The sequence below is a fragment of the Geodermatophilus sp. SMS 5-13 genome, assembly GCF_059428245.1.
The window spans coordinates 2845559-2861238 of the sequence record NZ_CP165729.1 but is presented as its reverse complement, the minus strand read 5'-3'; the positions used below and the strand labels follow the sequence as shown (position 1 = coordinate 2861238).

Sequence of the window (15680 nt, the reverse complement as noted above, 5' to 3'; positions counted from 1 at the left end):
ACTCGGGGCGACCTGCGGTTGCACTCGGATCAGTTTCGGTATAGATCAGGACGCACACCCGCCCGGTGCCGGCAGAGAGCGTCTTCGGACAATCGGGGTACGTCGCCGGGCGGGTGGCTGCTGGAGCCCCCACTCATCGACGAGGAGTCACGTCGCCGAGTCGACATGTCGCCACGTCGACCGTTATCCCCAACTTACTCCGCGCCGTCAGGCGCGCGAGCCGCGCTCGTACGCGCGAAACCGTACTCAGTTGGAGGAGCCGCGGCGCCGGAGGTAGCGCTCGAACTCGCGGGCGATCGAGTCGCCGCTGGCACGGGACAGGTCGTCCTCGGTGGCGCGCTCCTCCAGCGAGCGGACGTACTCGACCACCTCGGCGTCCTCGTTGGCCATCTCGTCGACCGTCTTCACCCAGTCGTCGGCCTGCTGGGGAAGCGCCCCCATGGGCACGGTGAGGTCCAGGACCTCCTCGACCCGCTGCAGCAGCGCGACGGTCGCCCGGGGGGAGGGCGGCTGCGAGACGTAGTGCGGCACCGCCGCCCAGAAGCTGATCGCCGGCAGCCCCGCCTGCACGCAGGCGTCCTGGAAGACGCCGAGGATCCCGGTCGGGCCCTCGTAGCGGGACGCCTCCAGCCCCCAGCGCTGCGCGGACTCGGTGTCGTAGGCCGAGCCGGAGACCGGCGTGGGGCGGGTGTGCGGGGTGTCGGCGAGCAGGGCGCCCAGGCCGACGACGGTGTGGACGTCGAGCTCGCGGCAGAGCTCGATGAGCTCCTCGCAGAACCCGCGCCAGCGCATGTTCGGCTCGATGCCGCGGATCAGGACGACGTCGCGCTCGCTGCCCTTCGGCCGGGCCACCGAGATCCGGGTGGTCGGCCACTCGATGCGCCGGGACAGCCCGCCGATCAGCTGCACCGACGGGCGGTTGACCTGGAAGTCGTAGTAGTCCTCCGGGTCCAGCGCGGCGAGGGGGGTGGCGTCCCAGATGAGCTCGAGGTGCTCGACGGCTCCGGTGGCGGCGTCCCCCGCGTCGTTCCAGCCCTCGAAGGCGACCACCGCCACTGCGTCGGTGAGCCGGGGCAGGTCCTCAGGGGTGGACTTCGGGTCGATCACCTCTCCGAGCCTACGTCGGCCGACCCCCTCTCACCGGCTCCGTGCGACGTGTGGGGTGACAAGCCCGGCAAGGTTCGCCCGACAGGTGGACCGGCGTCGGGTGGGCCGCCCCGCTCCGTCACCGGAAGGTGAGACCATGGCAGCGTTGTTCGGGGACGACGAGGCGCCTATCCGCCCGTCGGAGTGCCGGAGCCCTGGCGCCCGACGCCGCAGTGGACACTGCCCGCTCGACGACCGAGGACCGCCATGCCGCACACCCCCGCCCTCCGCCCGGACGCCACCGCGGAGCTGACCGCCCTCCTCGAGCGGCGCATCCTGGTGCTCGACGGGGCCATGGGGACGGCGATCCAGCGGCACCGCCCGGACGAGGCCGGTTACCGCGGCGAGCGGTTCGCCGACTGGCCGACCGACCTGCAGGGCAACAACGACCTGCTGAGCGTCACCGCGCCCGCGATCGTCTCCGGCATCCACCGCGAGTACCTCGAGGCCGGCGCCGACCTGATCGAGACGAACACCTTCAACGCCACCCGGGTCTCGCTGTCCGACTACGGCATGGCCGACCTGGCGTACGAGCTCAACGTCGCCTCGGCGCGGCTGGCCCGCGAGGCGTGCGACGCGATGACCGCGCGCACCCCGGACCGGCCGCGGTACGTGGTCGGCGCGCTCGGCCCGACCAACCGGACGGCGTCCATCTCGCCCGACGTCAACGACCCCGGTGCCCGCAACATCGGCTTCGACGAGCTGGTCGAGGCCTACCTGGAGCAGGCGAACGGGCTGGTCGACGGCGGCGCGGACGTGCTGCTCGTCGAGACGATCTTCGACACCCTCAACGCCAAGGCGGCGATCTTCGCGCTGGAGACGCTGTTCGAGCAGCGCGGCCGCCGGTGGCCGGTGATGATCTCCGGCACCATCACCGACGCCTCCGGGCGGACCCTCTCCGGCCAGGTCACCGAGGCGTTCTGGAACTCGGTGCGGCACGTCGAGCCGCTGCTGGTCGGCCTCAACTGCGCGCTCGGCGCCAAGGACCTGCGGCCCTACGTCGCGGAGCTGTCCCGCATCGCCGACACGTTCGTGTCCTGCTATCCCAACGCCGGCCTGCCCAACGCGTTCGGCGAGTACGACGAGGCGCCCGCCGACACCGCGGCCGTGCTCGGCGAGTTCGCCGCCAGCGGCCTGGTCAACCTGGTCGGCGGCTGCTGCGGCACGACGCCCGAGCACATCGCGGCGATCGCCGCGGCGGTCGAGGGGACGGCGCCCCGGGTCCCGGCGCGGGTCGCGCCCGCGCTGCGGCTCTCCGGGCTCGAGCCGCTCACGGTCACCGACGACACGCTGTTCGTGAACGTCGGCGAGCGCACGAACATCACCGGCTCCGCGCGCTTCCGCAACCTGATCAAGGCCGGCGACTACCCGACCGCGCTGACCGTCGCCCGCCAGCAGGTCGAGGCCGGCGCCCAGGTCATCGACGTCAACATGGACGAGGGGATGATCGACGGCGTCGAGGCGATGGACCGCTTCACGCGGCTGATCGCCGCCGAGCCCGACATCTGCCGCGTGCCGACGATGATCGACTCCTCGAAGTGGGAGGTCATCGAGGCCGGCCTGAAGAACATCCAGGGCAAGCCGATCGTGAACTCGATCTCGCTCAAGGAGGGCGAGGAGAAGTTCGTCCGCGAGGCGCGGCTGTGCCGCAAGTACGGCGCCGCCGTCGTCGTCATGGCCTTCGACGAGGCCGGCCAGGCGGACAACCTGGAGCGCCGCACGCAGATCTGCCGCCGCGCCTACGACATCCTCACCACGCAGGTCGGGTTCCCGGCCGAGGACATCATCTTCGACCCGAACGTCTTCGCCGTCGCCACGGGCATCGAGGAGCACGCGAACTACGGGCGGGACTTCATCGAGGCCACCCGCTGGATCACGTCGCACCTGCCCGGCGCGCTGGTCTCCGGCGGCATCTCGAACGTCTCGTTCTCCTTCCGCGGCAACAACCGCGTCCGCGAGGCGATCCACGCGGTGTTCCTGTTCCACGCGATCGCGGCCGGCCTGGACATGGGCATCGTCAACGCCGGGGCGCTGGAGGTCTACGACGAGGTGCACCCGGAGCTGCGCGCGCGGATCGAGGACGTGATCCTCAACCGCCGTCCGGACAGCACCGAGCGCCTCCTGGAGATCGCCGGAGACTTCGCCGGGGACGGCGCGGCGAAGGAGACCGCGTCCGAGGAGTGGCGGGCGCTGCCGGTCGCCGAGCGGATCACGCACGCCCTGGTGAAGGGCCTCGACGAGTTCGTCGAGGCCGACACCGAGGAGCTGCGCGCCGAGATCAGCGACCGCGGCGGGCGGCCGATCGAGGTCATCGAAGGCCCGCTCATGGCCGGGATGAACGTGGTCGGCGACCTGTTCGGGTCCGGGAAGATGTTCCTCCCGCAGGTCGTGAAGTCCGCCCGTGTCATGAAGAAGGCGGTCGCCTACCTCGTCCCGTTCATCGAGGCCGAGCGCCGCCCGGGCGACGCGGAGCGCAGCAACGGCCGGGTCGTCATGGCCACGGTCAAGGGCGACGTCCACGACATCGGCAAGAACATCGTCGGCGTCGTCCTGCAGTGCAACAACTACGACGTCGTCGACCTCGGGGTGATGGTGCCCGCCCAGCAGGTGCTCGACGCCGCCAAGGCGGAGGGCGCCGACATCATCGGCCTCTCCGGCCTGATCACGCCGTCCCTCGACGAGATGGCCAACCTGGCCGCCGAGATGGAGCGCCAGGGCTTCGACATCCCGCTGCTGATCGGCGGCGCCACGACGTCGCGGGCGCACACGGCGGTCAAGGTGGCGCCGCGCTACCACGGCCCGGTCATCTGGGTGAAGGACGCCTCGCGCTCGGTGCCGGTCGTGGCCGCCCTGCTCTCGCCGGAGCAGCGGCCGGGGCTGCTCGCCGAGACCGAGGCCGACTACGCCGCGCTGCGCGAGCGGCACGCCGCCCGCCAGGACACCCGAACCCTGCTGCCGATCGCCGCGGCGCGCGCCGCGGCGACCCCCGTCGACTGGCGCGGCTACACCCCGCCGCGGCCGCGCATGCTGCTGCAGCAGGCGAAGGACGTCTGCACCGGCCCGCAGTGCGACCACCGGCACGGCGAGATCACGCAGTTCGTGCGGACGTTCACCGACTACCCGCTCGACGAGCTGCGCGGCTACATCGACTGGCAGCCGTTCTTCACGACCTGGGAGATGCGCGGCCGGTTCCCGGACATCCTGCACAACCCCGCGACCGCGGAGGCCGCCCGGCGGCTGTACGAGGACGCCCAGGCGATGCTCGACCAGATCGTCGCCGGCCGGTGGCTGCGGGCGAACGGCGTCGTCGGGCTCTTCCCGGCCAACCAGGTCGAGGGCGACGACATCGAGGTCTACACCGACGAGACGCGCCGGACGGTCCGGGCGACGCTGCACCAGCTCCGGCAGCAGACCGAGGGCCGGGACGGCTCGCCGCGCAAGTCGCTGGCCGACTTCGTCGCCCCGAAGGACACCGGCCTGCGCGACTACATCGGCGCCTTCGCGGTCACCGCCGGGCTCGGTGCGCAGGAGCGCATCGCGGAGTTCAAGAAGGCCAACGACGACTACAGCGCGATCCTGCTGGAGGCGCTGGCCGACCGCCTCGCCGAGGCCTTCGCCGAGCGGCTGCACGAGCGGGTCCGCAAGGAGTTCTGGGCCTACGCCCCGGGCGAGACGCTGGGCAACGAGGCGCTGATCGCCGAGAAGTACGCCGGCATCCGGCCGGCGCCGGGCTACCCGGCCTGCCCCGAGCACACCGAGAAGCGGACCATCTGGCAGCTGCTCGACGTCGAGGCGCACACGGGGATCGAGCTCACCGAGAGCATGGCGATGTGGCCGGGCGCGGCGGTCAGCGGCCTGTACTTCGCCCATCCGCAGGCGCGCTACTTCAACCTCGGGCGCATCGGCCGCGACCAGGTGGAGGACTACGCGCGGCGCAAGGGATGGACGGTCGACGAGGCGGAGCGGTGGCTGTCGCCGAACCTCGGCTATCGCACCGAGGACGAGTGACGCCGGCGGCGTGACGGATCGTCGGCCGGGGCCCGAGCGGCGCCGGGTGGCCGCGCGCAGTGACAGCCGGGTGACGAACGGTCCGAAGACTGGCCCGGTGGCTGGGTGGACGAGCCGGGCTGCAGACATCAGGGACGGCGGACCGCCGCTCCGAGCGGGCGTCGCGCCCGGGCGCCATGACCGGCGATGACCCCGTCACGGCCCGGCGGTCGGCGACCCCGCCCCCCGCCGGGCGCCGAGGGGCGCGTGTCGCCGTTCCCCGCGCCGGTGCCCGCGCGGACGGGCGCGTGCTACGTCCGGGTCCAGGTGCAGGACGGGGGGATCTGGTACCGGGTGGTGCTCGATCCCGACGTCCTCGAGCCGGGGGGTGACCGCACCCACGACCTGGCCAGCCTGGAGGACACGATCCAGCTCGTGCACGACTTCCTCGCCGCCTTCGAGCCGCCCGCGGGCCGCTGAGCACGGCGGACGTGACGTGTCCGTGACGCCTTCCCCCTACGGTCGGTCGCGGCACCGACTGCAAGCGGAGTCCAGCGGGGGAGGCGCCATGACCGTGCTGCCGTCCGAGGCGCCTGCGGTGGGGGAGGGCGCCGCCCTCAGCTGCGTCCTGCACCTGCTGGGGGAGGGGCCCTACGTCAGCAACGGCGGGCGCCGGCACGAGGTGCCCGAGGGGAGCAAGCGGCTGCTGGTCTTCCTGGCTCTGCACCGCCGGCGGGTCGAGCGACGGCAGGTGGCCGGCGCGCTGTGGCCGGTCGGCAGCGAGGAGCGGGCCGCCGGCAACCTCCGGTCGGCGCTGTGGCGGCTGCGCGGTGCCGACGTCGACGTTCTCGTGGCGGACAAGACCACGGTGAAGCTGCGCGACGACGTCGCCGTCGACCTGGACCTCGTCAGCGCCTGGGCGACCCGGCTGATCACCGGCGCGACGCCCGCCGCCGAGCTGACGCTCTCGCCCTACTGGACCGAGGCCCTCGACCTGCTCCCCGGGTGGTACGAGGACTGGGCGCTGCTGGAGCGCGAGCGGCTCCGGCAGCGGGTCCTGCACGCCCTCGAGGCGCTCAGCCACCGATTCCTGCAGGCCGGCCGCTGCGCCGAGGCCGTCGACGTCGCCCTGACCGCGGTGGCCGTGGAGCCGCTGCGGGAGAGCGCGCAGCGCGCGCTGCTGCGCGCCCACCTGGCCGAGGGCAACCACATCGAGGTGCTGCGGTGCTTCGCCGCCTACCGGACCCTGGTCCGGCGCGAGCTCGGCGTCGAGCCGGCCGCGGACCTCTTCGCCATGACCGAGCCGGGCTGCGGCCGCTCGGCGACCGCGCCGGCCCTGCCGGTCCGGCGGCGGGTGCTCACCGGCTGAGGCGCCGCAGGGCGACTCTGGTCACACCTCCTACCGCGTCCGCTGCTCGGTCGTGGACAGTGGGATGACGTGCGGCAACCTGTGGACGCGGTCCTTTTCGACATGGACGGCACGCTCGTCGAGACCGAGGAGATCTGGGGCGACGCGCTCGCGGCGCTGGCCCGCCGGCACGGCGGCGAGGTCACGCCGGCCGCCCGGGCGGCGACGGTCGGCACGAGCATGCCGGTGGCCCTGGGCATCCTGTACGCCGACCTCGGCATGGCGGCCGACGACGAGCAGCTGGTCGCCGACGCCGTCTGGGTCGAGGACCTCATGGTCGAGCTGCTCGACCGGGACCTCAGCTGGCGGCCGGGCGCACGCGAGCTGCTGGCCGAGGTGCGCGCCGCGGGCCTGGCGGCGGCCCTGGTGACGACGACGCCGCGGCGGCTGGCCGCCTCCCTGCTCACCCGCATGGCCGACGATCTCGGCACGGAGCCCTTCGACGTCACGGTCTGCGGCGACGAGGTGCCGGCGACCAAGCCCGACCCGGCGCCGTACCGGCAGGCGATGGCGGCCCTGGACGTCGACCCGCTCGGCTGCGTCGTCCTCGAGGACTCGCCGTCCGGCGCCGCGGCCGGGCTCGCGGCCGGCGCGGCGGTGCTCGGCGTGCCCTCGCTGTCGACGATCGCGCCCGCACCGGGCCTGACGCTGCGGACCACGCTCGCCGGCGTCACGCTGCGCGACCTGGCGGACCTGGTGGCGGCCCGGGACGACGAGCAGCCGGCCGCCTGACGCCCCGGCCGCCCGCTGCCTCGTCAGTCCCGATCGATGACCGGGAGGGTGGCCCAGCCCGCGGCCGCGGCGGCCTCCGCCGGGAACGGCGGGGGAGTGCCGCCGAAGGACGGGCACAGCGCCTGGTGGTCGCACCAGCCGCACAGCCGGCTCGGGCTCGGCCGGAAGTCGCCGGTGGAGACCGCCCGCTCGATCGCCGCCCAGATCGCCTGCAGGGTGCGCTCGAAGCGGACCAGCTCATCCTCGTCGGGGGCGTAGGTCAGGGCGTCGCCGTCGCCGAGGTAGAGCAGCTTGAGCTGGCTGGCGACCACGCCGCGGACGCGCCAGAGCACCAGGGCGTAGAACTTCATCTGGAACAGCGCCTTGGCCTCGAATGCCTCGCGCGGCATCGAACCGGTCTTGTAGTCGACGACCCGCAGCGCCCCGTTGGGCGCCACGTCGAGCCGGTCGACGTAGCCGCGCAGCAGCAGCCCGTCGGGCAGCGTGACCTCGACCAGCTGCTCCCGGCCGTCGGGCTGGATGCGGGTCGGGTCCTCGAGGGTGAAGTAGGCCTCGACCAGCCGGCCGGCCGAGGTCAGCCACGCCTCGAGCGTCTCGGCCGGCTGGTCGTCGGCGCCCTCGGCGAACAGCTCGGCGACCTCGGGGTCGGCCTCCTGCAGCTCCGCCCAGGCGGGGGCGATGAGCTCCTGCGCCGCCGTGGGCGTGCGCTCGCGCGCGGGGAGGTCGTAGAGCCGCTCGAGCACCGCGTGCACGAGCGTGCCCCGCACCGCGGCCCGGCTCTTGCGCTCGGGCAGCCGGTCGATCGTGCGGAAGCGGTAGAGGAGGGGACAGGTCTTGAAGTCGGCCGCCCGGCTCGGGGAGAGCGAGGGCCGGCGGGGAGCGTCCGGGGAAGAGGCAGGACCGCTGTCCGCGGGCTGCCCGGTCTGCACCATCGCCGTCATGGTTCCGAGGCTAGGTCGGACCGCCGACAGTTCCGAGCCCCCGCACCGCAGCAGGGGACAGGGGTCACATCCGCCTCCTCCGTAGGCTGGCCGCTCGTGACCACGGAGCAGGAGACCGTTCCCGGGGCGTTCGCCGTCGGCGACCGGGTGCAGCTGACCGACCCCAAGGGACGGCTGCACACCGTCGTCCTCCAGCCCGGCAAGCAGTTCCACACGCACCGCGGCGCCATCGAGCACGACGACCTGATCGGGGCTCCGGAGGGCTCCGTCGTGTTCTCGACGGCGAACACCGGCTACCTGGCGTTCCGGCCCCTGCTGGCCGACTTCGTCCTCTCCATGCCCCGCGGCGCCCAGGTGATCTACCCCAAGGACGCCGCGCAGATCGTCGGCTTCGGCGACATCGGTCCCGGCATGCGGGTGCTCGAGGCCGGCGCCGGCTCCGGCGCGCTCACCTGCTCGCTGCTGCGGGCGGTGGGGGAGAAGGGCTCGGTGACCAGCTACGAACGGCGCGAGGACTTCGCCGACGTCGCCCGGGCCAATGTCGGCAGTTTCTTCGGCGAGGTCCCGGGTAACTGGGCGCTGCGCCACGGCGATCTTGCTGAGCATCCGGCGGAGGAGATCGTCGACCGCGTCGTCCTCGACATGCTCGAGCCGTGGGCGGTCCTCCCGACGGTGGCCGCGGCCCTGCGCCCGGGCGGCGTCCTGGTCGGCTACGTGGCCACGACGACGCAGCTGTCGACCTACGTGGAGGCGCTGCGGGCCCAGGCCGTCTGGACCGAACCGCACGCCTGGGAAACACTGCTGCGACCCTGGCACGCCGTCGGGCTCGCCGTCCGCCCGGAGCACCGGATGGTCGCGCACACGGCCTTCCTGGTGACCGCGCGGCGGCTGGCGGAGGGCGCCGTGGCCCCGACGAGACAACGTCGTCCGCAGAAGAGTTGATCAGTCCGGGGAACGCCGGGTAACAGTTCGGCGCAGCTGTCTCAGACCCGCGCCGGCCCCCGGCACGTTGTCGGAGCGCGTGTATAGATTTGCGTCCTGGCTCCCCCCGATGTGTGCGGAGGTGCGCGATGGGCCTGGGTCCTGAGGAAGGGCGAACGCGGCGTGAACGTGACGTCGCGAGCCTGCTGAGTCAGATCTCCTACCTGGAGGAGGAGATCGCTCTCCTTCGCCGCAAGGTGGCCGACAGCCCCCGTCAGGTGCGCGTGATGGAGGAGCGGATCGCCGAGGCCGAGGGGCGCGCGGCGTTCCTCTCCGAGCGCAACGACAAGCTGGCCGGGACCCTCCGCGAGGCGCGTGAGCAGCTCGTGACCCTCAAGGAGGAGGTCGACCGGCTCGGGCAGCCGCCGTCCGGGTACGGCGTGTTCCTCGCCCGGCACGAGGACGGCACGGTCGACGTCTTCACCGGCGGCCGCAAGCTGCGGGTGTCGGTGTCGCCGAACGTCGAGGCCGACGACCTGCGCCCCGGCCAGGAGGTCATGCTCAACGAGGCGATGAACGTCGTCGAGGCCCACGGCTTCGAGAAGTCCGGCGACGTCGTCATGCTCAAGGAGCTGCTCGACCCGATCGACGGCGTCACCCAGCGCGCGCTGGTGATCGGGCACACCGACGAGGAGCGGGTGGTCTACCTCGCCGACTCCCTCACCGACCAGCCGCTGCGGGTCGGCGACTCGCTGCTGCTGGAGTCGCGGTCGGGCTACGTCTACGAGCGGATCCCCAAGAGCGAGGTCGAGGAGCTCATCCTCGAAGAGGTCCCCGACATCGACTACGGCGACATCGGCGGCCTGTCCCGGCAGATCGAGCAGATCCGGGACGCGGTCGAGCTGCCGTTCCTGCACGCCGACCTGTTCCGCGAGTACCAGCTGCGCCCGCCGAAGGGCATCCTGCTCTACGGCCCGCCCGGCTGCGGCAAGACGCTGATCGCCAAGGCGGTCGCGAACTCGCTGGCCAAGCAGGTCGCGGCGGTCAGCGGCGAGGACTCGGGATCCAAGTCGGGCCGCTCGTACTTCCTGAACATCAAGGGCCCGGAGCTGCTCAACAAGTACGTCGGCGAGACCGAGCGGCACATCCGGCTGGTGTTCCAGCGGGCCCGCGAGAAGGCCAGCGAGGGCACGCCGGTCATCGTGTTCTTCGACGAGATGGACTCGATCTTCCGCACCCGCGGGTCCGGGGTCTCCTCGGACGTCGAGAGCACGATCGTGCCGCAGCTGCTGTCGGAGATCGACGGCGTCGAGGGGCTCGAGAACGTCATCGTCATCGGCGCCTCCAACCGCGAGGACATGATCGACCCGGCGATCCTGCGGCCCGGCCGGCTGGACGTGAAGATCAAGATCGAACGGCCGGACGCGGAGGCCGCCCGCGACATCTTCACCAAGTACCTGACCACCGAGCTGCCGATCCACCCCGACGACCTGGCCGAGCACGGCGGCAGCCGGGAGATGACGATCGACCGGATGATCCAGCGGACCGTCGAGCGGATGTACACCGAGAGCGAGGAGAACCGCTTCCTCGAGGTGACCTACGCCAACGGTGACAAGGAGGTCCTGTACTTCAAGGACTTCAACTCCGGCGCGATGCTGCAGAACATCGTCGACCGCGCCAAGAAGATGGCCATCAAGGAGAACCTCGAGACCGGGACGCCGGGGCTCCGGGTCGGCCACCTCATGGCGGCGTGCCTGGACGAGTTCAAGGAGAACGAGGACCTGCCCAACACGACCAACCCCGACGACTGGGCGCGGATCTCGGGCAAGAAGGGCGAGCGGATCGTCTACATCCGCACGCTCATCAGCGGCAAGGGCAACGAGTCCGGGCGGGCCATCGACACCGCCACGAACACCGGCCAGTACCTGTAAGGACCGTGCTGCCCCACGCCTCGCACGCTCGGCGCGGGCCCCTGCAGCAGGGCCGTTCCAGCACGTCACCGGATGGCCCGGTCCCCGCTGCGGCAGGGGCCGGGCCGTCGTCGTCCCAGGGTCGGGCCGCGCGGCTTAGGGTTGGGGCATGAGCGTGCGGCGGGTCATGGGCACCGAGGTGGAGTACGGCATCTCGGTGCCCGGTCAGCCGACCGCGAACCCGACGACGCTGTCCAGCCAGGTCGTCAACGCGTGGGCGGTGGCCGAGGCCCCGACGCCGCGCCGTCCCCGCTGGGACTTCGAGGAGGAGTCGCCGCTGCGCGACGCCCGAGGCTTCGACCTCTCGCCGGCGCAGGCCCTGGACCACACCGACCTCGACGAGGACTCGGGGATGGCCAACGTCATCCTCACCAACGGCGCCCGGCTCTACGTCGACCACGCGCACCCGGAGTACTCCACGCCCGAGGTGACCAACCCGCGCGACGTCGTCCTCTGGGACAAGGCGGGGGAGCAGGTGATGGCCGAGGCGGCGCGGCGGGCCGCGCGGGTCCCCGGCACCCAGCCGATCCAGCTGTACAAGAACAACACCGACGGCAAGGGCGCGTCCTATGGCGCGCACGAGAACTACCTGATGGACCGGCGGACGCCGTTCATCGACATCATCCGCGGGCTGGTGCCCTTCTTCGTCACCCGCCAGGTCTTCGCCGGCTCGGGGCGGGTGGGCATCGGCACGGAGAGCCGCACGCACGGCTTCCAGCTCTCCCAGCGCGCGGACTTCTTCGAGGTCGAGGTCGGCCTGGAGACGACGCTCAAGCGGCCGATCATCAACACCCGCGACGAGCCGCACGCCGACGCCGACAAGTACCGGCGGCTGCACGTGATCATCGGCGACGCCAACCTCGCCGAGCTGTCCACCTATCTCAAGGTGGGGACGACGTCGCTGGTGCTGGCGATGATCGAGGCGCGGGCGCTGACCGAGGTGATCGCGCTCGAGGAGCCGGTCGCGGAGCTGCAGGCGGTCAGCCACGACCCGTCGCTGACCCACCAGGTGCGGCTGCGCGACGGTCGCCGGATGACGGCGCTGCAGCTGCAGTGGCTCTACCAGGAGCAGGCGCAGAAGTTCGTCGAGGAGCGCGGGGACGCCGACGAGCAGACCCTCGACGTGCTGCGCCGCTGGGCCGAGGTGCTCGAGGACCTCGGCCAGGACCCCATGCGCTGCGCCGACCGGCTGGACTGGCCGGCGAAGCTGCGGCTGCTGGAGGGCTACCGGTCACGGGACGGGCTGTCGTGGGGGCACTCGCAGCTGCACCTGGTGGACCTGCAGTACTCCGACGTGCGGCCCGAGAAGGGGCTCTACCACCGGCTCGTGGCGCGCGGCTCGATGCAGCGGCTGCTCACCGACGACGAGGTGACCCGGGCGATGACCTCGCCGCCCACCGACACGCGGGCCTTCTTCCGCGGCGAGTGCCTGCGGCGCTACCCCTCGCAGGTGGCGGCGGCGTCCTGGGACTCGGTGGTGTTCGACCTGGGCCGGGAGAACCTCGTGCGGATCCCGACGATGGAGCCGCTGCGCGGCACCCGCGACCACGTGGGGGAGCTGTTCGAGTCGACGTCGACGGCGCAGGAGCTGGTCGACACGATCACCGGCGGCTGACGTCTCGCCCGCTCCGGATGACCGTGAGATGTCGGTGCCGGCGGGTACCTTCCCCCTAGGCATCGAGCCACGAGCGCACCGGAGGGCAGCATGGCCACCAGGGACACCGGCGGGCAGACGCGGGCGACCAGGACCCGCGAGGAGACCGACGAGGTCGAGGCCTCGGTCGACACCGAGGTCGCCGAGCGCCACAAGGAGATGTCCGAGGACATCGACTCCATCCTCGACGAGATCGACGAGGTGCTCGAGGAGAACTCCGAGGAGTTCGTGAGGTCGTACGTGCAGAAGGGAGGGGAGTGATCACCCTGCGTAGTCGAGCAGTGTGATGGCTCCGACCAAGCGCTGCCCCGGCTGCGGGGTGGTCAAGCCGACTGCCGAGTTCGGCCGGAATCAGTCCCTCGGAGACGGTCTCTCGTTCTCCTGCCTGGCCTGCAACCGTGAACGCAGCAAGACCTGGTACCGAGAGAGCCGGCGGCAGCTCGGCAAGGAAGTCCGCGACCACTCGTGGGTTCCTGACGGCTTCCGATGGTGTCCTTCCTGCGAGCAGCCGGTTTCGCACGAGAACTACACGAGAAACAGCCGAACAACCTCTGGCTTCGGCAGCATGTGCAAGCCCTGCAAGGCATCCCTCGACCGAGATGGGTACTTCTACCGGAAGTACAAGCTCATCCGGAAAGAAGTGAGCGAGATCCGGATGGCGCAGGACGATCGCTGCGCCATCTGCGGCGACCCCGAGCCACAGCATCTCGACCACGACCACGAAGCCGAGGCGATCCGGCAGTTGCTCTGCCAGCGATGCAACCAGGGCCTCGGACTGCTGCAAGACGACCCCGATGTCATCCGAGCCGCCGCTGACCATGTCGAGCGGCACCGGAATCGACAGGCCGCCACCGCGCGGCCGGCTGACACACGCCCCGCACGGCTCACCTCCCACCAACGCCGTGTCCGGGCTCGGGTGCAGGCGCTGCTCCAGCACGACGCCGGACGCGTCCGGCGTCCGCTGCCGCCCGGGATCCTCCTCGACGGCTGATCAGCCCAGCAGCGCTGTTCGCCCGAGGCGGACAGCCGCGCCCACGGGTCGCCGGTAGGGTCCAACCGACACGACGATCGACGCCGGAGCGCGCGGCGGGAGAGGCGGATGGGTGCACGAGTCGTCAGCAGGCAGGAGCGGGTTCAGCCCCGCCTACCTGGACCGAGTGGGCTCCTCGTTCACCGATTTCCTCGCCGTCGCCGCGCCCGATCTGCTGCCCGGCCGGCGACCGCTGCCCACGCTGCCGGTCGGTGATCTCACGCCGCACGGCACCACGATCGTCTCGACCACGTACGCCGACGGCGTGCTCATGGGTGGCGACCGCCGCGCCACCATGGGCAACCTGATCGCCCAGCGCGACATCGAGAAGGTCTACCCGGCCGACTCGTGGTCGGTCATCGGCATCGCCGGCGCCGCGGGCATCGCGATCGAGATGGTCAAGCTCTACCAGGTCGAGCTCGAGCACTACGAGAAGATCGAGGGACTCACGCTCAGCCTCGACGGCAAGGCCAACCGGCTGGCGCAGATGATCCGCGGCAACCTCGGCGCCGCGCTGCAGGGCCTGGCCGTCGTCCCGCTGTTCGCCGGCTACGACCTCGACGCGGCCGAGGGCACCAGCCCCGGCCGGATCTTCAGCTACGACGTCACCGGCGGGAACTACGAGGAGCGCGGCTACGCCTCGGTCGGCTCCGGCTCCCTGTTCGCCAAGAACTCGCTGAAGAAGACCTGGCGGCCCGGGCTCGACGGCGACGCCGCCCTGCGCTCCATGGTCACCTCCCTCTACGACGCCGCCGACGACGACACGGCCACCGGCGGCCCCGACCCCGTGCGCCGGCTGTACCCGATCGTCTACCGCGTCGACGCCGAGGGCACCGTCCGGCTGCCCGACGCCGAGGTGGCCGCGGTCGCCGACGCCGTCGTGGCCGAGCGCGCCGACAACGAGGGGCAGGGCTGAGCCATGACGATGCCGTACTACGCCTCGCCCGAGCAGCTCATGCGCGACCGCTCGGAGTACGCCCGCAAGGGCATCTCCCGCGGCCGCAGCGTCGCCGTCCTCACCTATGCCGACGGCGTGCTGTTCATCGCCGAGAACCCCAGCTCCACGCTGCACAAGGTCGGCGAGATCTACGACCGCATCGGCTTCGCCGCGGTCGGCCGCTACAGCGAGTTCGAGGCGCTGCGGGTGGCCGGCGTGCGCCTGGCCGACGTCCGCGGCTACAGCTACAACCGCCGCGACGTCACCGGCCGGGTGATCGCCAACGCCTACGCGCAGACCCTCGGCGAGATCTTCACCCAGCAGATGAAGCCCTACGAGGTCGAGCTCTGCGTCGCCGAGGTGGGGGACAGCCCGGAGACCGACCAGCTGTTCCGGCTGACCTTCGACGGCTCGGTCGTCGACGAGCCGGACTTCGTCGTCATGGGCGGGCAGGCCGACGCCGTCACCGGGCACCTGCGTGAGCACTTCCTGCCCGGCATGGGCCTGGCCGACGCGCTGCAGGTCGGCGTCCGCGCGCTGTCCGCGGTCAGCCCGGTCACGGCCGGCGCCGGCAACGGCGGACCGTCGCAGCTCACCTCCCAGCAGCTCGAGGTCGCCGTCCTCGACCGGCGGCGGCCCAAGCGGGCCTTCCGCCGCGTCGTCGGCGCCGCGCTGCGCCGGACGCTCGGTGAGGACGACGGCGCCCCGGAGGCCGAGGAGACCCTCACCTCCGCGCACGCGCCCAGCGTGTCGGCGCCCGGCACCCCGGCCGGCCTGGGCGACCCCCAGGCGCCCGACACCGCCGGCGGCGCCGAGGACAGCGGTGAGGCCGCCCGGACACCGGTGGACGACGACGAGCTGGGCGGCGAGGGCTGACCTCCGCAGTTTCTCGTCGGGACCGGGGGACGGTGCGCGGGGTACCAGCCATCGTCGCTCCCGACGCCTAGTCTCGGG

The 15680-nt window shown here is 72.0% G+C and carries 13 protein-coding genes; 11 read left to right on the top strand and 2 right to left on the bottom strand.

Going from position 1 to position 15680, the window contains the following annotated elements; all coding sequences use genetic code 11:
• Positions 1-246: 246 nt before the first annotated feature.
• Positions 247-1107, bottom strand: coding sequence for a PAC2 family protein (locus AB3388_RS13915; RefSeq protein WP_495411359.1), 861 nt, complete (start codon positions 1105-1107; stop codon positions 247-249).
• A gap of 246 nt (positions 1108-1353) precedes the next feature.
• Here AB3388_RS13915 and metH point away from each other — a divergent pair, with 246 nt between their 5' ends.
• The 4 genes from metH (at position 1354) to AB3388_RS13895 (ending at position 7273) form a co-directional block, all read left to right on the top strand.
• The gene (gene metH, locus AB3388_RS13910) at positions 1354-5154 is read left to right on the top strand and encodes a methionine synthase (protein WP_495411358.1); all 3801 of its coding nucleotides are present in this window, start codon (positions 1354-1356) and stop codon (positions 5152-5154) included.
• A 246-nt stretch (positions 5155-5400) separates the two neighbouring features.
• Positions 5401-5613: a hypothetical protein gene (locus AB3388_RS13905; RefSeq protein ID WP_495411357.1), complete on the top strand. Its 213-nt coding sequence runs from the start codon at positions 5401-5403 to the stop codon at positions 5611-5613.
• Positions 5614-5701: 88 nt separating this feature from the next.
• Entirely contained in the window at positions 5702-6502 is an 801-nt protein-coding gene (locus AB3388_RS13900) for an AfsR/SARP family transcriptional regulator (RefSeq protein WP_495411356.1), read from the top strand.
• A 69-nt stretch (positions 6503-6571) separates the two neighbouring features.
• Entirely contained in the window at positions 6572-7273 is a 702-nt protein-coding gene (locus AB3388_RS13895; RefSeq protein WP_495411355.1) for an HAD family hydrolase, read from the top strand.
• Positions 7274-7296: 23 nt separating this feature from the next.
• Here the strand turns inward: AB3388_RS13895 and AB3388_RS13890 are convergent, their stop codons facing one another.
• Complete coding sequence (locus tag AB3388_RS13890; protein WP_495411354.1) at positions 7297-8214, bottom strand: RecB family exonuclease; 918 nt, start codon at positions 8212-8214, stop codon at positions 7297-7299.
• 96 nt (positions 8215-8310) lie between these two features.
• Between AB3388_RS13890 and AB3388_RS13885 the strand changes: the two genes are divergently transcribed.
• From AB3388_RS13885 to prcA, 7 genes are all read left to right on the top strand, one after another.
• Entirely contained in the window at positions 8311-9156 is an 846-nt protein-coding gene (locus tag AB3388_RS13885; protein WP_495411353.1) for a tRNA (adenine-N1)-methyltransferase, read from the top strand.
• A gap of 266 nt (positions 9157-9422) precedes the next feature.
• Positions 9423-11066: a proteasome ATPase gene (gene arc / locus AB3388_RS13880; protein ID WP_495411352.1), complete on the top strand. Its 1644-nt coding sequence runs from the start codon at positions 9423-9425 to the stop codon at positions 11064-11066.
• 148 nt (positions 11067-11214) lie between these two features.
• Entirely contained in the window at positions 11215-12720 is a 1506-nt protein-coding gene (dop, locus tag AB3388_RS13875; protein WP_495411351.1) for a depupylase/deamidase Dop, read from the top strand.
• A gap of 90 nt (positions 12721-12810) precedes the next feature.
• The gene (locus AB3388_RS13870; RefSeq protein WP_495411350.1) at positions 12811-13020 is read left to right on the top strand and encodes a ubiquitin-like protein Pup; all 210 of its coding nucleotides are present in this window, start codon (positions 12811-12813) and stop codon (positions 13018-13020) included.
• A 25-nt stretch (positions 13021-13045) separates the two neighbouring features.
• Positions 13046-13750, top strand: a complete 705-nt coding sequence (locus AB3388_RS13865; protein WP_495411349.1) for an endonuclease domain-containing protein — start codon at positions 13046-13048, stop codon at positions 13748-13750.
• A 112-nt stretch (positions 13751-13862) separates the two neighbouring features.
• On the top strand, positions 13863-14705 hold the full coding sequence (prcB, locus tag AB3388_RS13860; protein ID WP_495411348.1) for a proteasome subunit beta: 843 nt from the start codon (positions 13863-13865) through the stop codon (positions 14703-14705).
• Positions 14706-14708: 3 nt separating this feature from the next.
• Entirely contained in the window at positions 14709-15602 is an 894-nt protein-coding gene (gene prcA / locus AB3388_RS13855) for a proteasome subunit alpha (RefSeq protein WP_495411347.1), read from the top strand.
• The last annotated feature ends 78 nt before the right edge of the window (positions 15603-15680 follow it).

Excerpts from the sequence above, each read along its gene's own strand:
- metH (WP_495411358.1), top strand. The coding sequence starts at position 1,354 with ATGCCGCACACCCCCGCCCTCCGCCCGGACGCCACCGCGGAGCTGACC.
- prcA (WP_495411347.1), top strand. The coding sequence starts at position 14,709 with ATGACGATGCCGTACTACGCCTCGCCCGAGCAGCTCATGCGCGACCGC.
- dop (WP_495411351.1), top strand. The coding sequence starts at position 11,215 with ATGAGCGTGCGGCGGGTCATGGGCACCGAGGTGGAGTACGGCATCTCG.
- AB3388_RS13870 (WP_495411350.1), top strand. The coding sequence starts at position 12,811 with ATGGCCACCAGGGACACCGGCGGGCAGACGCGGGCGACCAGGACCCGC.
- AB3388_RS13900 (WP_495411356.1), top strand. The coding sequence starts at position 5,702 with ATGACCGTGCTGCCGTCCGAGGCGCCTGCGGTGGGGGAGGGCGCCGCC.
- AB3388_RS13890 (WP_495411354.1), bottom strand. The coding sequence starts at position 8,214 with ATGACGGCGATGGTGCAGACCGGGCAGCCCGCGGACAGCGGTCCTGCC.
- arc (WP_495411352.1), top strand. The coding sequence starts at position 9,423 with ATGGAGGAGCGGATCGCCGAGGCCGAGGGGCGCGCGGCGTTCCTCTCC.
- AB3388_RS13865 (WP_495411349.1), top strand. The coding sequence starts at position 13,046 with ATGGCTCCGACCAAGCGCTGCCCCGGCTGCGGGGTGGTCAAGCCGACT.